The organism is Paenibacillus sp. Y412MC10, assembly GCF_000024685.1.
Taxonomy (GTDB): Bacteria; Bacillota; Bacilli; order Paenibacillales; family Paenibacillaceae; genus Paenibacillus_AQ; species Paenibacillus_AQ lautus_A.
This window is the reverse complement of sequence record NC_013406.1, coordinates 5203215-5225070: the sequence shown is the minus strand read 5'-3', so window position 1 is coordinate 5225070 and position 21856 is coordinate 5203215. Positions and strand designations below refer to the sequence as shown.

The 21856-nt window shown below is 52.2% G+C and carries 21 protein-coding genes and 1 other RNA gene; 11 read left to right on the top strand and 11 right to left on the bottom strand.

Translation table 11 applies throughout. The features are described from left to right. Positions 1-56: 56 nt before the first annotated feature. From GYMC10_RS22825 to taeA, 5 genes are all read left to right on the top strand, one after another. Entirely contained in the window at positions 57-1376 is a 1320-nt protein-coding gene (locus GYMC10_RS22825; protein WP_015736709.1) for a CapA family protein, read from the top strand. Between the two features lie 32 nt (positions 1377-1408). Then, positions 1409-2182: a glycerophosphodiester phosphodiesterase gene (locus GYMC10_RS22820; RefSeq protein WP_015736708.1), complete on the top strand. Its 774-nt coding sequence runs from the start codon at positions 1409-1411 to the stop codon at positions 2180-2182. 3 nt (positions 2183-2185) lie between these two features. Next, positions 2186-2809, top strand: a complete 624-nt coding sequence (locus tag GYMC10_RS22815) for a fumarylacetoacetate hydrolase family protein (protein ID WP_015736707.1) — start codon at positions 2186-2188, stop codon at positions 2807-2809. Between the two features lie 32 nt (positions 2810-2841). Beyond that, complete coding sequence (locus GYMC10_RS22810) at positions 2842-3648, top strand: DUF92 domain-containing protein (protein ID WP_015736706.1); 807 nt, start codon at positions 2842-2844, stop codon at positions 3646-3648. A gap of 65 nt (positions 3649-3713) precedes the next feature. After that, positions 3714-5651 carry an ABC-F type ribosomal protection protein TaeA gene (gene taeA / locus GYMC10_RS22805; protein ID WP_015736705.1) on the top strand — a complete coding sequence of 646 codons (1938 nt, stop codon included), beginning with the start codon at positions 3714-3716 and terminating at the stop codon, positions 5649-5651. Between the two features lie 85 nt (positions 5652-5736). Here the strand turns inward: taeA and GYMC10_RS22800 are convergent, their stop codons facing one another. The 5 genes from GYMC10_RS22800 to GYMC10_RS22780 all read right to left on the bottom strand — a co-directional run bounded on the left by GYMC10_RS22800 (position 5737) and on the right by GYMC10_RS22780 (position 9660). Beyond that, positions 5737-6771 carry a M42 family metallopeptidase gene (locus tag GYMC10_RS22800; RefSeq protein WP_015736704.1) on the bottom strand — a complete coding sequence of 345 codons (1035 nt, stop codon included), beginning with the start codon at positions 6769-6771 and terminating at the stop codon, positions 5737-5739. A 39-nt stretch (positions 6772-6810) separates the two neighbouring features. Next, a complete protein-coding gene (locus tag GYMC10_RS22795; RefSeq protein WP_009594827.1) occupies positions 6811-7137 on the bottom strand; it encodes a lipopolysaccharide assembly LapA domain-containing protein in 327 nt (108 codons plus the stop codon). A gap of 110 nt (positions 7138-7247) precedes the next feature. Continuing rightward, the gene (gene pepF, locus GYMC10_RS22790) at positions 7248-9038 is read right to left on the bottom strand and encodes an oligoendopeptidase F (protein WP_015736703.1); all 1791 of its coding nucleotides are present in this window, start codon (positions 9036-9038) and stop codon (positions 7248-7250) included. A gap of 202 nt (positions 9039-9240) precedes the next feature. Next, positions 9241-9423 carry a hypothetical protein gene (locus GYMC10_RS22785; protein ID WP_015736702.1) on the bottom strand — a complete coding sequence of 61 codons (183 nt, stop codon included), beginning with the start codon at positions 9421-9423 and terminating at the stop codon, positions 9241-9243. A gap of 3 nt (positions 9424-9426) precedes the next feature. Then, on the bottom strand, positions 9427-9660 hold the full coding sequence (locus GYMC10_RS22780; RefSeq protein ID WP_009594800.1) for a hypothetical protein: 234 nt from the start codon (positions 9658-9660) through the stop codon (positions 9427-9429). Positions 9661-9856: 196 nt separating this feature from the next. Here GYMC10_RS22780 and GYMC10_RS22775 point away from each other — a divergent pair, with 196 nt between their 5' ends. Beyond that, positions 9857-10054, top strand: coding sequence for a cold shock domain-containing protein (locus tag GYMC10_RS22775; RefSeq protein ID WP_006211711.1), 198 nt, complete (start codon positions 9857-9859; stop codon positions 10052-10054). A gap of 193 nt (positions 10055-10247) precedes the next feature. On the opposite strand, the gene GYMC10_RS22770 is transcribed toward GYMC10_RS22775, so the two are convergent. After that, positions 10248-11438, bottom strand: a complete 1191-nt coding sequence (locus GYMC10_RS22770) for an MFS transporter (RefSeq protein ID WP_015736701.1) — start codon at positions 11436-11438, stop codon at positions 10248-10250. A 249-nt stretch (positions 11439-11687) separates the two neighbouring features. Here GYMC10_RS22770 and GYMC10_RS22765 point away from each other — a divergent pair, with 249 nt between their 5' ends. Both GYMC10_RS22765 and pfkA read left to right on the top strand, forming a co-directional pair. Beyond that, a complete protein-coding gene (locus tag GYMC10_RS22765; protein ID WP_015736700.1) occupies positions 11688-12770 on the top strand; it encodes a tetraprenyl-beta-curcumene synthase family protein in 1083 nt (360 codons plus the stop codon). 21 nt (positions 12771-12791) lie between these two features. Further along, on the top strand, positions 12792-13763 hold the full coding sequence (pfkA, locus tag GYMC10_RS22760; protein WP_009594803.1) for a 6-phosphofructokinase: 972 nt from the start codon (positions 12792-12794) through the stop codon (positions 13761-13763). A gap of 136 nt (positions 13764-13899) precedes the next feature. On the opposite strand, the gene GYMC10_RS22755 is transcribed toward pfkA, so the two are convergent. The 4 genes from GYMC10_RS22755 to GYMC10_RS22740 all read right to left on the bottom strand — a co-directional run bounded on the left by GYMC10_RS22755 (position 13900) and on the right by GYMC10_RS22740 (position 18344). Then, on the bottom strand, positions 13900-15282 hold the full coding sequence (locus tag GYMC10_RS22755) for an MATE family efflux transporter (RefSeq protein ID WP_261979756.1): 1383 nt from the start codon (positions 15280-15282) through the stop codon (positions 13900-13902). 267 nt (positions 15283-15549) lie between these two features. Then, entirely contained in the window at positions 15550-16761 is a 1212-nt protein-coding gene (locus GYMC10_RS22750) for a putative glycoside hydrolase (protein WP_015736698.1), read from the bottom strand. Positions 16762-17154: 393 nt separating this feature from the next. After that, positions 17155-17349 carry a hypothetical protein gene (locus tag GYMC10_RS22745; RefSeq protein ID WP_006211704.1) on the bottom strand — a complete coding sequence of 65 codons (195 nt, stop codon included), beginning with the start codon at positions 17347-17349 and terminating at the stop codon, positions 17155-17157. Positions 17350-17522: 173 nt separating this feature from the next. Further along, the gene (locus tag GYMC10_RS22740) at positions 17523-18344 is read right to left on the bottom strand and encodes a YitT family protein (protein WP_015736697.1); all 822 of its coding nucleotides are present in this window, start codon (positions 18342-18344) and stop codon (positions 17523-17525) included. A 286-nt stretch (positions 18345-18630) separates the two neighbouring features. Here GYMC10_RS22740 and GYMC10_RS22735 point away from each other — a divergent pair, with 286 nt between their 5' ends. Further along, positions 18631-20232: a DEAD/DEAH box helicase gene (locus tag GYMC10_RS22735; RefSeq protein ID WP_009594830.1), complete on the top strand. Its 1602-nt coding sequence runs from the start codon at positions 18631-18633 to the stop codon at positions 20230-20232. Between the two features lie 194 nt (positions 20233-20426). On the opposite strand, the gene GYMC10_RS33135 is transcribed toward GYMC10_RS22735, so the two are convergent. Then, the gene (locus tag GYMC10_RS33135) at positions 20427-20528 is read right to left on the bottom strand and encodes a hypothetical protein (protein ID WP_015736696.1); all 102 of its coding nucleotides are present in this window, start codon (positions 20526-20528) and stop codon (positions 20427-20429) included. Positions 20529-20716: 188 nt separating this feature from the next. Between GYMC10_RS33135 and GYMC10_RS22730 the strand changes: the two genes are divergently transcribed. Beyond that, positions 20717-21520: a YesL family protein gene (locus GYMC10_RS22730; RefSeq protein ID WP_015736695.1), complete on the top strand. Its 804-nt coding sequence runs from the start codon at positions 20717-20719 to the stop codon at positions 21518-21520. Between the two features lie 45 nt (positions 21521-21565). Next, positions 21566-21757: non-coding RNA, 6S RNA (gene ssrS, locus GYMC10_RS32005), on the top strand. Positions 21758-21856: the final 99 nt, after the last annotated feature.

The following is a 21856-nucleotide window of genomic DNA, read 5'->3' as shown; positions in this document are numbered from 1 at the left end:
TATAATGGGGGAAGCGACTTATTGCGCGAGCTCATGAGTGAATAAAGGAGTAACCTATGCAGCATCTGTCACGATCAGAGAAAAGCAAGGCCGAGAAGAAGGCCCGTAAGCAGCGTACCGGACAGGTTTGGCTCATTCTAAACCTATGCCTGATTTTTATGATCGCTGCTTTGCTTGTCTATCATTTTAAATTCAAGGAAGATCCGGTTCCGCAAACGGCTTATCCCCCTGGTATGCCGGACTTTGGCATGGAAGGGGAGCAGGCGGGAAGCACCGGCTCCGGGCAGCAGGGCGAAGGCGCGGGAACGGAATCGGATCCTTCGAAGACGACGGAGCCCGGCGAACCTCCCGATTCCGAGATGACCGAGCCTGATGGCAGCGCAGCGGATGAAGCTGCCGATGACGAGATGGCAGCGCGGGTGGTCATGCATTTTGCAGGGGATACGTTGTTCTCGGGCAAGGTGGAGGCTGAGCTGAAGAAGCATGGATATGATTATCCCTACAAGCATCTGGGTACCGCATTCCTGGAGGACGATCTAACCGTGCTTAATCTGGAAACCCCGGTTACGACCGGAGGCGTTGGCGCCGCCAACAAGAAATTCGTATTCAAGTCCTCTCCGGACGTATTGCCCGCCCTCCGGGATGCCGGGGTGGAAGCCGTTAATCTGGCTAACAATCACATTCTGGACCAAGGGCAGGAGGGGCTATTGGATACCTTGAAGCACCTGAAGGACCATGATATCCGTTATGTGGGCGCGGGCCGGAACGAGGAAGAAGCCTTTGCGGCCCAGTATTTCGAACGACAGGGCATGACGGTTGCCCTGCTGGGCTTCAGCCGCGTCCTGCCGGAGACGACCTGGTATGCGCTGGAGAACAGGCCGGGGGTCGCCGGGGCTTATGACCATGTGCTGCCCAAGGCGGTTGAAGCGATCCAGGAGGCAAGGAACAAGGCCGATCTGGTGGTTGTCATCGCCCATTGGGGGGAGGAGCTTCATAAGACGCCGAATGTCCATCAGATCAATCTGTCACGCGCATTCATTGACGGCGGCGCCGATCTGATTATCGGCGGCCACCCGCATGTGCTGCAGGGATTGGAGCAGTACAAGGGCAAGTGGATTGCGTACAGCACCGGCAATTTCATCTTTACCAAATCATCGAATGCGGATACGTGGAAAACAGCCGTGTTCCGGGCTTCATGCAGCAAGCAAGGAGACTGCGACCTGAAGCTGACGCCTTACCGTACGGAGATCGGACAGGTCATTCCGCTTGAAGGCAAAGAAGCCGAAGCCCTGCTGAAAGAGGTCCAGGAGCGATCCGTCGGCGGCGTCAAAATAGCGCTTGATGGTGAAGTTATAGCAGGCAAGGCTGCAGACTAATTCGTTAAACGTTACATCAAGGAGGTCCCACCATGAACAATTTATGCGTGGCTCACCGGGGGTTTTCCGGTAAAGCGCCTGAAAATACGCGCGCAGCCATTCAGATGGCGATGGATGAGCCCTTCGTGCATTGGATGGAGATTGATGTGCAGCTGACTCAGGACGGGGTCCCTGTCGTGATCCATGACTTCAGCGTGGATCGTACGACGACCGGGAAGGGCAAGGTGAAGGATCTGACCTGGCAGCAAATCCGGAGGATGGACGCCGGAGAATGGAAGGGACGCCAGTTCAGGGGAGAGCAGGTTCCATCGCTGGATGAGGTCCTGCAGCTGGTCAAGGGCCGATTGAAACTTAACATCGAACTCAAAACGAGCGGGGACATGTATCCCGGCCTGGAAGCAACTGTCCTGGAGCGGATTCAAGCCCACCGGATGCTGCCGGACGTGGTGCTTACTTCGTTTGAACCGAAAGCTTTGATGAAGGCCAAGGAATTGGAGCCCGACGTGAAAACCGGACTTATCATCGATGCGCATCCTCGTAATTTGCTGGCACGCTTGAAGCAAATGAAATGTTCCTTTTTATCCATCGGCTATTCCCACCTGGATGCGGCTTTTGCGTCGGATCTGGTGAAGAACGGCATTACGCCCATGGCTTGGACGGTGGATGATGCGAAGAGCATGAGATCGCTCGCCCGAATGAATCCCGCCATCATGATCTGTACGAACCGGCCCGATACATGGGGCCAAATCTTTATTCATAAAATTGCACCAAAAGTTCCGTTCTGGCGAAGAAAATGGAGGTTTTAATTGATGTGTGCCCTAGTGAATAACGTTTATTGTGTAGGACGTAATTACCAACTGCATGCGGCGGAGCTCGGCAATGCCGTACCGGAAGAGCCGATGATTTTTCTTAAGCCCTCGCATGCCGTCGTTCCGCTGGACGGCAGCGTGCTGAAGCTGCCGATGGACAGGGGCAGCCTTCATTTTGAAGGCGAGCTTGTTATTCAGCTTGCAGAGGATTACGCGCCAGGCAAGACCGTGGACGAGCTTGTAAAAACGATGGCCCTTGGCATTGATTTCACGCTGCGTGACGTACAGACGGTCATTAAGGAGAAAGGACACCCGTGGACGGCGGCAAAGGCGTTTAAATCTTCCGCACCGCTTACGCCATCCATTGCTTTCCCGGGAACCGCCAAGCTTGAGGATAAGGATTTTACCGTCTGGAAGAACGGCGCCCAGGTCCAGCGGGGGAATGTGAAGGATATGATCTTCTCTCTTCAGCGCATCATCGATTACATCGGCGAGCATTACGGTCTTGGTCAAGGGGATTTGATCTTCACAGGCACGCCGGCCGGCGTGGGACCCACGGAATCCGGCGACGTGTTCGAATTGTTCTGGGGAGACGTCCGTCTGGGCCGCTGCGAAATCGGGTAATCTGACAAGCATTAATATGGGAGGGATCGCGGATGGATTGGCTGATCGGGGCAGCGGGTGCCGTCATCGTGGCAGGAGCCGCTTACAGGAAACGATCGTTATCGGAATCCGGAGCCTTAGCCGCTATTCTGATGGGTACCATATATTACGGAGCAGGGAACGCGTTTTGGTTCGGAACCCTGCTTCTTTTTTTCATAACGTCCACGCTGCTCTCGCGGTATGGGAAGCAGCGGAAGGCGGACCTGGAGAAATCCTATGCCAAGACCGGCCGGCGGGATGCCGGTCAGGTCTTGGCCAATGGCGGCATCGGCATGGTGCTGTGTCTGTTGAACGTATGGATTCCGTCCCATCTGTGGGTGTACCTGTTTATAGGCGTCATGGCTACGGTGACGGCAGATACCTGGGCCACGGAGGTAGGCAGCCTTAGCCGAAAGCCTCCGCGTTCCGTGCTGAACGGAAGGGTGCTGACAGCCGGGGAATCCGGCGGCGTGTCCTGGGTCGGCTCCGCCGCGGCGGCAGCGGGAAGTATGCTGATTGGGGCAGGCGGATGGCTGCTGGCCGAGTGGAGCGGCATGAATGCGGATCCATTGCCTTATGTCCTGGCTGCCCTTGCGGGCGGCTTGGTCGGGGCTTTTGCCGATTCGTACCTGGGTGCGACCATGCAGGTAATGTATCGCTGCCCGGCGTGCGGCAAATCGGTGGAAGTGTCTCGACATTGCGGCCAGGATACGGTGCGCATGCGCGGATATGCCTGGATGTCCAACGATGCGGTCAATCTGGTCAGCTCATTGCTTGGCGGCGCGGCAGCTTATGGGATTGCGGCGTGGATTGCGTTATAATGTATCCGTCTTACCGATGAAAGAGCGATCAACGAAATCTATAGATGTAAGTAGGGATCATAACAATGAATATATTGACTGTGGAACAGGTAACGAAAAGCTATGGAGACAAAATTCTGTTTCAGGATGCTTCCTTCGGGATGGAGGACCAGGATAAAATCGGGATCATCGGCGTAAACGGCACGGGGAAATCCACGTTTATGCGCGTTATCGCGGGGCTTGAGCCGCCGGATGCCGGTAAAATATCGATGGGCAATCGAATCCGGGTGCGTTATCTGGCCCAGAACCCCGAGTTTGATCCGGACAATACCGTCCTGCAGCAGGTTTTTGAGGGCGATTTGCCGGAGATGAAGGCGGTGCGGGAGTACACCGAAACGATGGAACTGCTGGAGCTGCATCCGAATCGCGAAGAGCTGCAGCAGAAGCTGCTGAAGCTCAATCAGACGCTGGATACGCTGCAGGCGTGGCAGCTGGAAAGCGATGCGAAAACCGTCCTGTCCAAGCTGGGCATCCGGAATTATGACGCAAAGATGGGGACGCTCTCAGGCGGCCAGCGTAAGCGTGTCGCATTAGCCGCAGCCTTGATCCAGCCTTCCGATTTGCTCATCTTGGACGAGCCGACAAACCATATCGACAATGAATCCGTGGCCTGGCTGGAACAGTATCTGCAGAAGCGGCGGGGTGCGCTGCTTATGATTACGCATGACCGGTATTTTCTGGATCGGGTGGCCAATGTCATGCTGGAGCTGGATCACGGGCGGCTGTTCCGATATGAGGCGAATTACAGCCGTTTTTTGGAACTGAAGGCAGAACGTGAGGAGCGTGAGGCTGCTTCCGAGCAGAAGCGCCAGAATTTGCTGCGGAGCGAGCTGGCCTGGATTCGCCGAGGAGCCAAGGCGCGTACGACCAAGCAGAAGGCGAGGATCGAACGATTCGAGAAGCTCAAGGATCAGGAGATGGTACACAGCTCCGGCGAACTGGATGTCTCGGTCGCTTCCACCCGGCTGGGACGAAAAATTCTGGAGATTGAAGGTCTGCGGATGAAGAGCGACGACAAAGTTCTCATTCAGGATCTTTCCTACATTGCCGTTCCCGAGGATCGGATTGGCATCGTTGGTCCGAACGGCAGCGGCAAATCCACGCTGCTCAATCTGATTGCCGGGCGGCTTCAGCCGGATGCCGGGGAAGTCGTGCTTGGCCCCACGGTCAAGCTCGGTTATTTCACGCAGGAGCATCAGGAGATGGACGGCAGTCAGCGAGTGATTGAGTATATCAAGGATGAAGCGGAGGTTGTCCGAACGGCAGACGGCTCGGCCATTACCGCGGCCCAGATGCTGGAACGCTTCCTGTTCCCGCCGGCGCTGCAGTGGACGCCGATCGCCAAACTGTCCGGGGGCGAAAAGCGCAGGCTGTACCTGCTGCGGGTGCTGATGAGCGCGCCGAACGTGCTGCTTCTCGATGAACCGACCAATGATCTGGACATTCAGACGTTGTCCGTCCTGGAACAGTATCTGGATGAATTCCCGGGCGTTTGCATCGTGGTATCCCATGATCGTTTTTTCCTGGATCGAACGGTGGACAAGATCATGGCGTTTGAGGGCAACGGACAGATCCGTGTCCATGTCGGCTCTTACAGCGAATATGCCGAATGGATGCAGCGCCATGGCGGCGAAGCCGCCGGGGGCAAGGCGGAAGCATCCAGTGCCAAGCCTGCTTCGGGAGGCTCAGGCAGTGCTTCCGCTCAGGAAGCGCCGCGGGAGCGCTTGAAATTCAGTTATAAAGAACAGCGGGAGTACGAGCAGATTGACGGTCTTATCGAAGCCGCCGAGAACAAGCTCGCTTCGATTCAATCGGAGATGGAGACCGCCGGCAGCGATGCGGCCAGGCTTCAGGAGCTGATGAAGTCCCAAGAGGAGACGGAAGGCGAGCTGGAGCATTTGATGGAGCGCTGGACCTATCTGAACGAGCTTGCGGAGAAGATTGAGCAGAGCAAGAAATCTTGAATATGCAAGCGAAACACCCATAACAAAGGGGCGTCCCCAGGCTTAAGGCCTTGGCGGGACGCCCCTTTTTCTGTATGGAGATGACTTATTTCACGTAGGCAGCCAGCAGCTTAACGGTGTTAAGAACAGCCTGTTTATGCGTTCTTTCCATCGCATGGGATGCATGAACGCCGGGACCGATCAGCGCAGCCTTGATGTTGCTGCCGGCGGAGAGCGCCGCGGATGCATCGGAGCCGTAATGCGGGTACACGTCCACCGCATAAGCAATGCCTTCGCTTTCAGCCAGCTGGATCAGACGGCTGGTCATGCCGTAGTCGTAGGGACCGGAAGAATCCTTCGCGCAGATGGATACATCGGTTTCCTTGCAGCTCAGGTCATCGCCGATGCAGCCCATATCGACCGCAATCAGTTCATGGATGTCGGCAGGAATGTAGGCGGCGCCATGTCCGACCTCTTCATAGTTCGAGATGAGAAGCTTCACATTGTAGGCAGGCTTCCAGTTATCCCGTTTCATGCTTTCGAGCAAGCCGAAGAGGGCGGCGACGCTGGCTTTGTCATCCAGATGGCGCGATTTGATGTAACCGCTCGGCGTAATGACCGCACGCGCATCAAAGGACACAAAATCACCAACGCCGATTCCGAGTTTCTTCACATCTTCGGCAGACTCCACCAACTCGTCGATCCGGACCTCCATATGGGCTTCCTGGCGCTTGAAATCACGGGCATCGCTGTACACGTGAACGGAAGGATGCGTGGACAGGATCGTGCCCGTATATTTCTTGCCGCTGCGCGTATGGATGATGCAGTATTCATTCTCGATGCTGTTCATCATGTATCCGCCGACGGAGGTAAGCCGGAGCGTACCTTCCGATTTCACGGCACGAACCATGGCGCCGAGCGTGTCCACATGGGCGCTCAGGCCGACGGTTCGGCTGCCGTCTTGTCCGGGAACGGACAGGATGGCTCCGCCTTTCTCATTCCATTCCAGGGAAACTCCAAGCGAAGCGGCTTCCTGCTCGATCCGCTTCATGATGTCGTGGGTATATCCGGTAGGGCTCGGCGTATCCAGCAGTTCTTTTAGCAGGTCCAGCACGTAAGTTTCATTCGGTTGTATCGACACGGGTTGTTATGCCTCCTTGATTCGATGGGACAGCCTTCCCTATTCAACGGGAGCGTCCTTCTGATCTTTCTTGTTTTCCTCTTCCGCAGCTTGTATTTCAGGGGTGTATCCCGTTACTTCACGGATATGTATGAGCTGCTCCGCTAACGAACGGATTTCCTTCTGCATTTGATATTGACGGTAAATCCCGAACGTGCCGACGATCAGTCCCCCGATCAGCGAGCATCCGATAATCAGCAGAATCAGCGGTACGTTGACGGTGCCGAATAACAGGTTCACGGCAACCGGGTTGACATTGATGACGGCGAACACAGCCGTAATCAGGGCAAACAATAAGGCTGCGATTAACGACCATTGAATTTTCATGGGGAACACCTCCTTCCTCCAAACAGTATAAAATCCCTCGCCCGTAAAGGGCAAGGGATTTTATTCCACTGGTCAATTGAGATTAGCTCAAGCCCGCAAAAGCCGGCTGTTTATTTCGTCAACTGCTCCATCTGGTTGATGACGTCTTCAAACACGCTCATCGCCTCACGGATCGGCTCCGGAGAAGACATATCCACGCCGGCCTTCTTGAGGATGTTGATGGAGTAGTCGCTGCCTCCGCTCTTCAGGAAGCCGAGATAACGGTCAACGGCAGGCTGGCCTTCCTCCAGGATTTGCTTGGAGAAACTGGTCGCAGCCGAGAAGCCGGTCGCGTATTTGTACACATAGAAGCTGTTGTAGAAATGAGGAATCCGTGCCCATTCCATGCCGATCTCTTTATCCACCTGCATGCCTTTGCCGTGATATTTCACGTTCAGCTCGTAGTAGATGTCGGAAAGATCCTGTGGTGTCAGGGATTCGCCGCTTTCCACGCGTTCATGCACGATCTTCTCGAACTCGGCAAACATCGTTTGACGGAATACCGTTGTCCGGAATTGATCGGCATAGTAGGTCAGCAGATACATCTTCTGCTTCGGATCCTTGGCGTTCTTCAGCAGGTAATCCATCAGCAGCGCCTCGTTCGTGGTGGACGCCACTTCGGCCAGGAAGATGGTGTACTGCGCATCACGGTATTTCAAGGCGTTGTCGGAGTAGTAGGAGTGAAGCGCATGACCCATCTCGTGGGCAAGGGTAAACATGCTGTTCAGGTTATCTTTATGGTTCAGCAGAACATATGGATGGGTGCCGTATGCGCCCCAGCTGTACGCGCCGGTCCGTTTGTTCTCATTCTCGTACACGTCGATCCAGCCGTTGTCATAGCCTTCCTGCAGGCTGCTGAGATAATCATCACCAAGCGGCGTAAGGCCTTCCTTGGTCATTTGTTTCGCTTCCTCGTATGTGATATCCCATTTGTACTCTTCTACGAGCGGAGCGAACAAATCGTACATATGAAGCTCATCCACGCCCAGCAGCTTCTTGCGGAGCTCCATGTAACGGTGAAGGAGCGGCAGGCTCTCGTGAATGGTGTCGATCAGGTTCGTGTAGACTTCCTTCGGAATGTTATCCCCATAGAGAGCCATTTCCAGAACGGAAGGGTACTTGCGGACGCGGGAGTAGAACATATTTTTGTTAACGTTGGCGTTCAGCGTAGCCGCAATCGTGTTTTTCTGCTTGCCGTAGGTTTCGTAGACGGCTTTGAAGGCACGCTCGCGAACCTCGCGGTTCGGGCTCTCCAGGAATTGAATATAATTGCCGTGCGTAAGCTCGACGTCCTTGCCGTCCTCGTTTTTGATTTTCGGGAATTTCATGTCCGCATTGTTGAGCATGCCGAAAATGGTCTGCGGTGCAGAGGAGAGGTTGCCGACTTGAGCCAGCAGCGCTTCTTCCGTCTTGGACAGCACGTGCGCTTTTTCCCGTTTCATCTCCGTCAACGTGAATTTGAATTCCTTTAGGGTAGGGTCCTCGATCAGTTTATCCAGTTCCGCCTCGGACAGGGACAGAATTTCAGGCGTGATGAAAGAGAGGGCTTCTCCGGCTTCGACGTTCAGTTTTTTGGCTTTGGCGGTTAGTGCCTGATATGTAGGGTTTGCCGTATCTTCGTCATGGTGCATATGGGCGTATACGTATAAGCGTTCGGCATGGTATGAGATTTCGTCTTCGAGCTCGAAGCATTCCTTGATGGAAGCTGCGTTGTTTAACTTGCCTTGGTAATCGGCGGTTCGTTTCAGCAGATTCTTCAGCTCCGCAAAGCTTGCATCCCAAGCCTTTTGATCAGCAAATAAATCCTCGAGTTTCCATTGATGCTCTTTAGGGACATCAGCGCGTTTCAACAATTGTTCCATGGAAATCCTCCTTGAATGATATGGATTAGTTGGAGTCCGGGTTCCTTCAGACAAGACTTCGGAGCGGGCAGCGGATAGAGCTAGCAGGCTGATGGCAAGCGTAATGCAGAGCACCTTGGCGCCTCTCATGGCATAATACCTCCTCGAATTGAAGCATCCGAGCGATAGTATGCCGCGTACCCGCCACTTTCATCCTATAAATTTACGAGGAACCCAGATTCAAGAAACTGTATACAATAAGGTAAAAGGCAAACAAGATAAAGGCGACGGCAATCAGGGCCATCCCCCTTCTCAGTCTTTGGGGTATCCGATCCCGGTACATGATCATGATGGCACCCAGACTGAAGGCCAGAATAATGAAGATGACGATATTCGTATAATCCATCCATTACACCTGCTTAAAGGCAGCCATCATTTCTCTCCACTCATCTTCCCGGCCTTCGAAATCTTCTTTGGGAAAGCGGTTTTGAGCCCAGTGCATCAAGGCTGGCCGACTCATGAAGGTATGGGTCTCTTCACCCCACTGGTCGGAAATTTCGCGAAGAACGATGTATCGGCCCTGAACTTCGACCGTCATCATGTTCCACTTGTCTTTTTTGTATATTTCATGTTTTTTGATCATATGCATCTCCGTTTGCTACTTAGGCTTTTGGGTAAATGATAACGCACTCGCGGGCTTAAAAGCAAATCATCTTCTGATTAAAATAGTGTGCCGAAAAAAGCCCCTTAGGGTGAATTGACGGATTGCATTGTCAGAAAACATGGGATATAATATGGATATTCGCCATAGATGGCGGTATTTTTAGGAGGTTGTTCATTTGAAAGGTACAGTTAAATGGTTTAACGCAGAAAAAGGTTACGGCTTCATTTCCGTTGAAGGTGGCGAGGATGTATTCGTACACTTCTCCGCAATTCAAGAAGAAGGCTTCAAGAGTTTGGAAGAAGGTCAAGCGGTTGAGTTCGACATCACAGAAGGTAACCGTGGTCCTCAAGCAGCCAACGTAACAAAACTGTAAGCTAACTCCCGATACGGAGATCTTATAGAATTACCAAGGCATGAAGCACAGTTCTCTAACGAGAACTGTGCTTTTTTGTATTCTTTTGGGTCAAGCAGGTCTGGTCAGGATCAACCAAAGGCAGGTTCGGATCGATACCCGGTCCGTACTTGCCTTTATGATCTTATACCCAGGGGGCGTTGCGCGCTGTATTCTAGGCGCCGAATCCAGAGGTATGCATCTCCTCCGGCTTGGCGAAGAGGTGCCGGTAGATAAAGCCGAGGCAGGCAGCGAAGGACAGGAGAGCTGCAAGCAGGTAGAAGGACGATCTCCCCGCGGCTTCGAACAGCAAACCGCCGAAAGCTCCACTGAGAAGCCCTGAGACGCTGGACCAGAAAATAATGAAGAGCGCCATCCCGGTCGCCCGGTACTGCCACGGAATGATCCTGGTAATATAACGGACCGCGGTTACATAGAACACGCCGAAGGTAATGCTGTGAAGTGACTGGACGGCGAGCACCGACAACGGATCGGACGCCAGCGCCATGAGCAGGAAGCGGAGCGCAAACATCAGGCTTGCAAAGCCGAGCAGCGGCAGCTCCTTCATCTTGTCTCCATACTTGCTCAGCAGGAAAAAAATCGGGATCTCGCTGGCAGCCGAGATCATCAAGGACCACCCGATAAGACCCTCGCCCGCACCAAGCCCCGATAAGGTGAGCGTCAGAAAGGCTTCATTCATGCGGTGTGCGATGGCAAGACAGAAGGTGCAGCCGAAGAACCACAATATTTCTTTCGAACGCAATATTTTGAGCAGGGCTGCCAGTTCCACAGGCTCTGACTTGGCCGCGACGCCATCGCGGATAAGAAAGGAGCATATGAGCGTAAACACGCCGATCCCGATGCCGATCGACAGCGCAGCCGAAGCGCCCGCTGCACCGATGGCATATCCAATGCCAAGGGCGAAGAACGCGTAGCCGAGCGAGCCGAATACGCGGATGACGGTAAAGCTGCGACCGTACCGCTGCGCCGTCTGGATGGCCATCGTATCCGCCAACGGATAGACCGGGTAGTAGAAGAAATAAAACAAGCTGATCGTAATCAATACAACGCCGAAGCTTGCAACCTGCCATAGGATGAGCATCGTGACAAGCTGCCCGATAATCAGAATGTTCATGATGCGCTTGATGGTCCGGTATTTGTCGCTCGTGTAGCTCCAAATCATGTTGGAGAACATGGATATCAACGGGCCGATGGCATACAGATAGCCGATCTGCGCGCTGCTGAAGCCGATCTCTTTGTAATAAAGCGGAAAATAAGAAATGACAAGGGCTGTCGTGCCGAATATCGTAAACATAAAGGCGCGGAGCCAATTCTGATCCGGTCTGGACGAAGCGGGAAGTTTCATGCTGGGGATCTCCGTTCTTTCATGAACCCGTGGACCGGTGGATGAAACGGCATTCGCGAAGTTCATGGTCTGTTGTTCAACTCCGACTAGTATATAACATATCGCTGATTGGAGATAGATGGATAATAGAATGCGTTAACGGCCCACCCCCGTCAATGATCTGTGTTATTTGTGCAAAATGGGCGATCATATTATAATAGGTTTGATTTGGATAGGTATAAAAAGACAACCATGTGGAGGCAGAGTTCATTGAATAATCAAGAGCTAAGCCGTAAGGTTCCGCGCAGTCCGGTCGGGCTGATGAGCCGGGTGTACAAATTCATACTCCCGGAAGTGCGGAGCGAATTGGAGAAGTGGCGCCGGGAGGCTGAGCAAATTCCGGATGAGGAGCTACGAAAGCAGGCACTGGCCAGTATAGATACCAAAAGATTTCACTGCCAGGGCGGTGCGGTGTATGCCGCAGCCAATCTGCCGGAAAAGCACATTCTCATTCCATTGATTGTAGCTTACCAGACAATTAGCGATTATCTCGATAATTTATGTGACCGCAGTACTTCGCTGGATCCAGCGGATTTCAGACAGCTCCATCAGTCGATGCTGGATGCCGTTACACCTGAAATGGAGCCGGCTGATTATTACGCGCTCCGGTCCGAAAGGGAGGACGGAGGTTATCTTCTCCGCCTTGTGCAGAAATGCCGGGATTGCATCGGGCAATTATCAGGATATGAAGCGGCAAAGCCCTACATAAGGGATTTGGCTGGGCTTTATACCGATTTGCAGGTATACAAGCACATCCATCCGGATAAGAGAGAAGCGGCATTGCTTGAATGGTGGTCCCGGCATGCACACCGGACACCGCATCTGCGGTGGAACGAGTTTGCGGCTGCAACGGGATCAACCTTGGGTGTGTTCATGCTGTTCTTGGCTGCAACCGATCCGTTTCTGGATGACGAGGATGCATCGTCCATTCATGCGTCTTATTTTCCGAATGTATGCAGTCTCCACATTATGCTGGATTATCTTATTGATCAAGACGAAGACAGGCTGGGCGGCGATCTGAACTTTTGTAATTATTACGAAGATGCCGATACGATGCTGAACCGTATAGCTTCCATTGTTGAGTGGGCCCGGAAGGATGTCAGAACGATTCCCTCGACCCCTTTTCATCGTATGATCATTGAGGGGTTACTGGCGTTATATTTATCCGATCCAAAAGTCAGCGAGCAGCAACTGGTTCGCACCGTATCCAAACGTTTGATGAAGAAGAGCCCGATGACCCGGATTTTTTTCTACGTCAACAGCCGATGGATTCGTAAGCATAAGCATGAGTGACATTGAAGGAGGAAAAGAGACATGGCAGAGGTTAAAAAAATTGCAGTTCTTACAAGTGGTGGCGATTCCCAAGGGATGAACGCGGCGCTGCGCGCCGTTGTACGGAGCGGTTTGTATTATGGACTAGAGGTATACGGGATTCAACGCGGTTACCAAGGTCTTCTCGAAAACGACATTATCAAAATGGACCTTCGCAGCGTAGGGGATATCATCCAGCGCGGAGGCACGATTCTTCGTTCCGCCCGTTGTGAGGAGTTCAAGACGGCGGAAGGGCAGCAGAAAGGCGCCGACATTCTGAATCAGCACGGCATCGACGGTTTGGTCGTCATCGGCGGAGACGGCTCGTACCAAGGTGCGAACAAGCTGAGCAAGCTCGGAATCAAAACGATGGGTCTTCCGGGCACGATTGATAATGATATTTCCTTTACCGACTATACGATCGGTTTTGATACAGCGGTCAGCGTCGTTGTAGACGCTGTAAACAAATTGCGCGATACGATGTCTTCCCATGCCCGCTCGTCGGTTGTAGAAGTTATGGGACGCCACTGCGGCGATATCGCCCTTCACGCGGGCCTGGCTTCCGGGGCGGAGACCATCCTGGTGCCGGAAGTGGAGTACAATCTTGATGAAGTGGCGACGCGTCTTCGCGAGAATTTTGCCAAAGGCAAGCGCCACAGCATCATTATCGTAGCGGAAGGCGTCGGACGCGGCGAGGATGTTGTCCACGATCTGAAAGAGTGCCATGCGTCAATCGATGCCCGCGTAACCGTGCTTGGTCATATCCAGCGCGGCGGAGCTCCGACTCCGTTTGACCGCAATTTGGCAAGCCGTCTCGGCGATTTTGCGGTTCGCAGCCTGATTGATGGCCAATCCGACAAAGGATGCGGCATCATCAAAGGCGAACTGGTCCTTACGGACATTGACAAGGTCGTTAATACCAAGAAGGAATTTGACCGGGATCTGTACGATCTGGCATTGCGATTGTCCCAATAAGTCCGTTTTGACGATAACGATAAAAGACCGTCTCCATGGCAGAATCCATTCTGCTTGGAGACGGTCTTTTTTTAGTATAAATGTTAGACCATCCTGATGTCGCAATAACAACTTCCGCGATATGCGGTCCGTTGTCTTATGATGCGGATAAGGACGTTGCCTTTGCCTGGCCAGCGAACTTGCGTTGGACTTTGACCAGGCGCATAAGCATCAGGGCCGCGCCTACCCCAAGTCCCGTGATCAACCCGATCCAGTAGCCGAAGGCTTGCCAATCGGTATAGTTGGCGAGCACGTATCCCACAGGCAGGCCAATGACCCAGAACGATAGAAAAGCGAGCATAAAAGCGACGTTAACGTCTTTGTAGCCTCGCAGCGCTCCTTGGGTCGGCGTGGCGATCGCGTCCGAGATCTGGAAGAAAATCGCGAACAGCAGGAAATGCTGGATCAACGCCACGACCTCAGGCTCGTTGGAATATAAACCGGCAACCTGGCGGCCGGCCATAAACAGGACGACAGCGGTGATCAGCGACAGGATGACGGCCGTGCCGATGCCGAGCTTGGCGTACTTCCAGGCATCCTTCATCCGGCCCGAGCCGGCTTCAAAGCCTACAAGAATGGTTAAGCTCATGCATATGCTTAACGGCAGCATGTACAGTGTCGTAGCGAAATTCAAGGCGGCCTGATGCGCGGCAATAGTAGCCGTGTCAAAGCTGCTCATGAGCAAAGTCACCGCGGCGAAAACTGCGGTCTCGAGAAAAATCGAGAACCCGATCGGCACGCCGATTTTTAACAGGCTCTTCCAAGCGCTCAAGGATACTCCCCGAAGCTGCCTGAAGATACCGAATGGAGAGAATGGGTGATTTCTATGGATGATGACGATGGCGATCGCCAGAACCGTCCAATAGGTAATGGCGGACGCCAGGCCGGCACCTACGCCTCCCAATCGCGGAAAGCCCCAGTAACCATAGATCAATAGGGCATTCAAGCCTACGTTCACCGGGAGGGTGATCAGCGTGATGACCATCGAAATTTTTGTTTGCCCGAGCGCATCGATGAAGCTGCGAAGCACGGTGTAGGCAAACAACGGAATGATGCCGATCGAGATGGCGGCAAGAAAATGGGAAGCAATCCGCCGAACCTCAGGCTCCAGGTTCATGGCACCAAGAATGCTCGGTACGACGGCATACCCGATGGCAAGGACGACGATGGCCAGTAAGACGGACAGCCAGAGCGCCTGGTTGACCTGATAGGCGACTTTTTGTTCCTGTCGTCCGCCGACGAGCTGCGAAACGATGGGGGTGATCCCCATGAGAATTCCGCTGAGTCCGGTTTGGACCGGAATCCAAATGCTTGTAGCGATGGCTACGCCTGCCAAGTCGACCGAGCTGAATTTTCCCGACATATTGGTGTCAAAAAAAGTAATGGCCGATAAAGCAAGCTGCGTTACGAGAATGGGGATGAGAATGATCGCGAATTGTTTCAGCTTTCCCCGTGTTGTAGTGGTCGGTTGCATTGTGATTTGCCTTTCTTTCGTTGGAGTTTTATGACGCTGTTCCTATATTGTAGGACCCTGCCCTGAGCGGGTACAATAACGGGCTTATTGAGCGGCAAGCCGTAACTCAACCAGCGTTTGAATCGGGGGGCGTCAGCTTGCTTGTTCAGGGTCGGTAGTCCGACCCTAATCTTCATCATAGCATTGGCTGTCAAGAGAGGGGTTCACCATCGTTCAAACGGAAGAAAGGGCCGGCCATAAAAGATGGCCGACCCTTTCGAAACGAATGAGTGATTATTTATGAGTGACGCCTTCCGTATAACGGTTGGAAGCATTCCAGAGTAAGTATTCATCGACGTTCGTGTCTTTGAGGGCGCGAATCTGCTCCTCGATTTCCTTTTTGCCGTATTTGGCATAGTTTCCGCTTCCGAGCCAGCTGGCGGTAAAGTCCTGAATCCAAGGCCGGATGATCGGCTTCTGCTCTCCCAGCTCATCGAGCTTCTTGTGGGTGTCTTCCATGGATCCCTTGATGGTCTGGTAAGGAGCCTTGTCCGGAACGGGGGAGCCGAACCATCCCGCCGTGTAATGGCTCGGATATACCATCGGGCTGATGATATCGACGTTTTTGGAGATTTTCACGAAGTCCTGCCCGATGCCTTCTGCCGCAGGCACCGAGGCCGCATAGCCGAAGATGTCAACGGATACGCGGATGCCGAGCGGTGCAAGCTCTTCCCGGGCATACTGCACGAAATCGGAGACCACGTCCACGCGCGATTGATCCGTCTTGGTATATTTCAGGGAATCGGCCCGTTTCTCGAAACCTTCCGGAAAACGAACATAATCGAACTGGATTTCCTTGAATCCGAGTTTGGCGGCTTCTTTGGCGATCTCGATGTTGTAATCCCAGACCTCTTTGCTGTACGGGTTGACGAAGCTGTCGCCGCCGCCGTTGGTCCATACGGTGCCATCGCTTTTACGGAAGGAAAGCTCCGGGTTTTTCTTGGCGAGAATGGTATCCTTGAACACAACCACCCTGGCGATCGGATAGATATCGTGTTTCTCCAGCCGCTTCATCAGCTGCTTGATGTCTTTGATAAACGGCTGGGATTTGCCGAGCTCCTTCAGTTTAGGATTATCGGTCTTGTACGTTATGTATCCTTCATCATCCTTGATGTCAATGACCATGGCATTGAGATCGGTGTTGTCCAAAAGATCCACCAGCTGATTCATTCTGGAGCCGCCTGCGCTATAAGCTGTTACATAAATGCCCTTGACTTTAGGCGCGTCGACCTGCGGATCGATTGCCGTCGTATTCGGCTTGATGCCGCTTTGCCCCTGGCCTTTGCCCTCGGTTTGGCCGTGGCCTTGGCTGTTGTTTTGGTGCATGCCCTGGATCATGGCGGTGTTTAATGAGGCCTGAAGTTTGGCGGTAAGATTGCCTTCCTGCGGACTGGAACTGCCTAAACCCGCGGATGCCAAGATGAATAAAGCCAAGATGATATTCATAATTACTCTCTCCCTTGTGTACATTCACATCATGATTATAAAGGAACGGTTGCCTTCAAAAAGAACAGGATTGTTACAAACGACAATAAATTGGAAACGGTGGGCGAGCGTACCTAGTTCATTAAACGGGTGAAGGGCGTTTTAAACGCTAAAGTTCGACATTAGCGGCAAGTTTACCGTGAACAACGTGTGAACATGGGGAGTGACAAGTCGGATTAGAAACACAAAGAAGATGGATAGCGGTTACATGCGGACTTTTGCTGCTTAACGGGAAATGACGTGCCTATAGAATTCACATTTTCTCATAAAAAAATGCCGTTTTTCACCGGTGGATTTTACCTGGACCGGAGAAGAACGGCATTTGTCGTGCAATGATCGCGTGTTGCTTTAAAATTAATGAAGCGGAGTTTGATTCTGATGCTCGCAAATGCTGAACTGAATGATCTCAAGAGCGTCCTCCTGCTCCAGAATACTCAGCCCGTCCCTAAGAACGATCATGGAATTCAATTCGTTCTGTCTGAAGAACGGTATCATTTCCGGGAACCACTTCATGACGATTTGTGACAATTTTACCGTTTCCATTTCCATAAAAATCACCCTTTCCTTCCGAATTGGTTAGGCAGGACGTTCTTTTGTAAAACGGAAAAACAATTAAAATTGGGCCTGAGCGTACGCCCGGGAATCAGATCTCATGAATATTGTAGGAACCGCGCACAAATATTATACCACATATTTACCGTACTCTCACACCTGGTAAATATTTAGTTCTTGCGGAATTGCCCCATGACGGCCGTCGTTTCCACGATATTGACGAAAGCCTCGGGATCGGTTTCCGTAATGATTTGCTTCAGCTCAGCCAGCTCATATCGTGTCGTGACGGTCATGAGCATATCCTTCTCTTTATGGCTGAAAGCTCCCTGGGTTTTGATCTTGGTTATGCCGCGGGGGCGCTTGAGCAGCTTCTCCAGCAAGGCCTCCGTCCGGTTCGTGACGATAAAGACGGTCACCTTGATGTGGCTGATGTGAAGCATATCCACCATTTTACCGGCAACATAGATGGAGGCCATGGAAGCGAGCGCCAAGTTCCAATCCTGCTCCAGATATGCTACCGCCATGATGACGATGGCGTTCAGCGTCACCAGTACGCTGCCGACGGGGAAGTCCCGATATTTCGTGACCAGGGAGCCGATGATATCGAAGCCCCCGGTTGAACCGCCGACCCGAAAGGAGAGACCGGTGCCGAACCCGACAAGCACGCCGCCGAAAACCGAGGACAGAAGCATGTCGGTTGCAACGTGATTCACCGGGATAAGCTCCAGAAACAAGGTTGTGACGATAACCGAGAGGATGCTGAGACCGACGAACCTTTTGCCCAGCTTGAACCAGCCGGTGATCAGGATCGGAATGTTGAGCACAAAATACATGATGCTGATATTAAGCGGCGTGAAATAACCGATCACGAGAGCCACGCCGGATACGCCGCCGCTGAGCAGATGGTGGGGAATCAGAAACAAATTGAATCCGGCGGCGATAATCATGCCCCCGAATACGATCGAGAAATAGGTCCATAGACGCTTCAACATAGGAATCACCTCCCGGTTATTATGACTTCTTTAAGCTTGCTGGTATTCCAGAAATGTTTTGTGATATAATGTATTGGATATTCTTGAGTAGTCCGTTACATTGATAACTTTGCAAGCTTATCAGGATGATTATACATTAACCAGTCACCATACTGGTGATAAGAGAAATATACCGGTTCACCTCGTGCAGAAAATCCTGCTGGCCGGGAAAGCCTATAAACGTTACCACTACTTAAGAATACAGAGAAGAAAGTGGAAGTCCACAGATAGAAGGAGTATGAACCTATTGAAAAATTTCGCAGATTTTGGCTTGGAGCCGCGCGTGCTGCAAGCAATCACTGAGCTTGGCTTTGAGGAAGCCACACCGATTCAATCCCAATCGATTCCGATTGCTCTAACCGGCAAGGATATGATTGGACAAGCACAGACTGGTACAGGTAAGACAGCAGCATTCGGCCTACCTCTTATCCACAAAATCGCCAAGGAAGAGGAGCGTATCGTCGCTCTCATTATGACACCGACCCGTGAACTTGCCATTCAGGTTGCTGAAGAAATCGGCAAGCTGTCCCGTTTTAAAGGAATCCGTTCCTTGGCTATTTACGGCGGACAGGATATCGGGCGTCAAATCCGCGCTTTGAAAAGAAAGCCTCAGATTATTATCGGTACACCGGGTCGATTACTTGACCACATCAACAGAAAAACCATCCGTCTTGATGACGTACAAACCGTTGTATTGGACGAAGCGGATGAAATGCTGGACATGGGCTTCATGGAAGACATCCAGTCGATCCTAAAGCTTGTTCCTGAAGAACGTCAAACCTTGCTGTTCTCCGCAACTATGCCCGCTAACATTCAGAAGTTGGCATCCCAGTTCCTAAAGGAACCTGAGCATGTATCCGTTATTCCTAAGCACGTTAGTGCTCCACTGATCGACCAAGCATATATCGAAGTTCCTGAACGTCAAAAATTCGAAGCCTTGAGCCGCCTTCTGGATATGGAGTCGCCTGAGCTTGCGATTGTCTTCGGACGTACCAAGCGCCGCGTCGACGAATTGGCAGAAGCCCTGCAAAAACGCGGATATTCGGCAGATGGCCTCCATGGCGACCTGTCCCAGCACCAACGTGATACCGTCATGCGTAAATTCCGCGACGGCAGCATCGATGTGCTCGTGGCGACAGACGTGGCAGCGCGCGGTCTCGACGTATCCGGCGTTACCCATGTCGTAAACTTTGACTTGCCGCAAGATCCGGAAAGCTATGTACACCGTATTGGACGTACGGGCCGTGCGGGCAAGGAAGGTACAGCCTGGTCCTTCGTGACGCCGCGTGAAATGGATCATCTGTATTTCATCGAGCGTGTGACGCGCCACCGTATTCCGCGCAAGCCGCTGCCAACGATTGCCGAAGCGATCGAAGGTAAACAGCGCATCATCGCTGAGCGCGTGCTTGAAATTATTGAGCAAGGGGAATTGACCGAGTACAAAGGTCTTGCCATTCAATTGCTGGAGCAGTACGATTCCGTACAATTGCTTGCAGCTGCAATGAAAATCCTGACAGGCGACAAGAAGGAAGCATCCGATATTCACCTTACCCCTGAGGATCCGATCCGCGCCAAACGCCGGAAGCCGGATATCCGTAATGGCCGCAAGCCTAGCGGCGGTTATGGCGGACGCGGCAACAGCGGCGGATATCGCCGTGACGGCGGAAGTGGCGGCGGCGGTAACCGTGGCGGCTACTCCAAAGGCGGATACAACCGTGACGGCGGTGGTGGTTACAACCGTGATCGCGATGGCGGTGGTTACAACCGTGACCGCAACAACAGCGGTGACCGCAAACCGCGTTCCTACAGCGGCGGCGAGCGTCGCCCTAACCGGAGCGGAGACGAATAATAACGGCTAACTTCCTTTACCGGGAGTAACCTGCCGAAACACCAAAAGACGAAGCAGCAGCCCACGCCAAGTGGAGCCGCGCTTCGTCTTTTGGTGCATGGTTAAAGAGGATGCACCCTGAGTGCATCCCCATTAACCGCGCAGTTTAAACCCACGATCAGCCCATCTGTTTCACGATAATGACTAAGGAGACATTAGATATAGAATGTGCTAAGAATAATTACAAGCAGGATGAACAGAACCAGGACAATACCAACGTTATTTCCGTAGCCGTAACCTCCGCCTTCACAAGACATACATAATCCCTCCTCTTTAAATTTGGAAATTCAAGCTTGTTGAATGGATTACGTGATATCGTATGGAGAAACAGGGCCACTGGATTGGATATACACCCAGGTTCGTATAAATTAGGCTCTGGCAATGCATGTACAAAATAAGGTATATTAATAGATACATGCATGATTTGAGTGAGGAGGAAACGGATTTGGAAATGAAAGGAGCCATGGGTGGCTTATATAAGCTCACCGAGTGGATTACCCGTATTGCTTTTTCGAACATCTTGTGGGTTATTTGTACATCGCCTTTCCTGTTTATCGTTCTAACCAAATTCCTAATGGCCGTTCAGACACCGGAAGCGCATAACGAGCAGCTGCTGTCGAACTGGATCCTGGGAATATTATCACCGTTTGTTTTATTTCCGGCTACGGCGGCTTTATTTACCGTTGTGCGGAAATGGGTAATGGGCAATCCGGACGTGTCCGTGTTCAAAACGTTCTTTAAGGGTTATAAGGAAAATTACAAGCAGAGCATGATCGGCGGTATTTTTTATACGCTGCTGTTCGTGATTATGTACGTGGATTACACGGTTTATATGACGCAGCTCGATGGCTTCCAGCTTGTCGGCATCGTGATGCTGGTGCTTCTCATCGTACTGTTTGTCTCCCTGTTTAATTTCTTCTCCATGACCGTTCATTATGAGATGAAAACGACTCAGCTCCTAAAAAATGCGGTGCTGCTGACTCTGATTCGTCCGTTCCGCGTATTTTCGACTTTGATCGGAAGCGCTGTCTTGGCGTATATCGGCACGCAAATGCCGGTGCTCTTCGTGTTCTTCCTGTTCTGCCTGATGGCCTTGTTCGCGTTCTTTAACTTCTATGCGACCTTTACCAAAATGCAGGAGCAGCAGGAAAAAATGAAGAAGGCCGAGGAAGAGGAGTCGGAAACCGAGCAAGCTCTTCTGGAAAGCATGGATTCTGCCAAAAAGGGAGAGAACGGATCGAAACCTTAAATAACGAGAGGTTTACTTTTCCGGCAAAACCCCCTATAATAAGACTACATCCTGCGATGTTCGTTTCGGTTTTCCGTTGTTTTGAACCAATGACGATGTCTAGGGAGATCTATACGTAATCGTGGCTGAAATGCCCTGTCTATATGACAAGGGGAATTCATAAGCGGTTCTGCGGTCACCCACCTGCTATAGCAGGTTCGAAGACAATGTTTACCGGACGGCATAGGCGGGTTTCGTCAAGCCAATGAATGGGCACCTCTTTTATTTCGAATTCGAAGTGAAAGAGGTGCCTTTTTGCTGTATATAAAGGTTTGCTGAAAGCATAAACAATGTTAA

Coding starts and splice junctions, on each gene's coding strand:
- pepF (WP_015736703.1), bottom strand. CDS start 9,038: ATGGAACAATTGTTGAAACGCGCTGATGTCCCTAAAGAGCATCAATGG.
- GYMC10_RS22750 (WP_015736698.1), bottom strand. CDS start 16,761: ATGAATATCATCTTGGCTTTATTCATCTTGGCATCCGCGGGTTTAGGC.
- GYMC10_RS22780 (WP_009594800.1), bottom strand. CDS start 9,660: ATGATCAAAAAACATGAAATATACAAAAAAGACAAGTGGAACATGATG.
- GYMC10_RS33135 (WP_015736696.1), bottom strand. CDS start 20,528: ATGTCTTGTGAAGGCGGAGGTTACGGCTACGGAAATAACGTTGGTATT.
- taeA (WP_015736705.1), top strand. CDS start 3,714: ATGAATATATTGACTGTGGAACAGGTAACGAAAAGCTATGGAGACAAA.
- GYMC10_RS22785 (WP_015736702.1), bottom strand. CDS start 9,423: ATGGATTATACGAATATCGTCATCTTCATTATTCTGGCCTTCAGTCTG.
- pfkA (WP_009594803.1), top strand. CDS start 12,792: ATGGCAGAGGTTAAAAAAATTGCAGTTCTTACAAGTGGTGGCGATTCC.
- GYMC10_RS22745 (WP_006211704.1), bottom strand. CDS start 17,349: ATGGAAATGGAAACGGTAAAATTGTCACAAATCGTCATGAAGTGGTTC.
- GYMC10_RS22815 (WP_015736707.1), top strand. CDS start 2,186: ATGTGTGCCCTAGTGAATAACGTTTATTGTGTAGGACGTAATTACCAA.
- GYMC10_RS22820 (WP_015736708.1), top strand. CDS start 1,409: ATGAACAATTTATGCGTGGCTCACCGGGGGTTTTCCGGTAAAGCGCCT.
- GYMC10_RS22740 (WP_015736697.1), bottom strand. CDS start 18,344: ATGTTGAAGCGTCTATGGACCTATTTCTCGATCGTATTCGGGGGCATG.
- GYMC10_RS22810 (WP_015736706.1), top strand. CDS start 2,842: ATGGATTGGCTGATCGGGGCAGCGGGTGCCGTCATCGTGGCAGGAGCC.
- GYMC10_RS22795 (WP_009594827.1), bottom strand. CDS start 7,137: ATGAAAATTCAATGGTCGTTAATCGCAGCCTTATTGTTTGCCCTGATT.
- GYMC10_RS22770 (WP_015736701.1), bottom strand. CDS start 11,438: ATGAAACTTCCCGCTTCGTCCAGACCGGATCAGAATTGGCTCCGCGCC.
- GYMC10_RS22825 (WP_015736709.1), top strand. CDS start 57: ATGCAGCATCTGTCACGATCAGAGAAAAGCAAGGCCGAGAAGAAGGCC.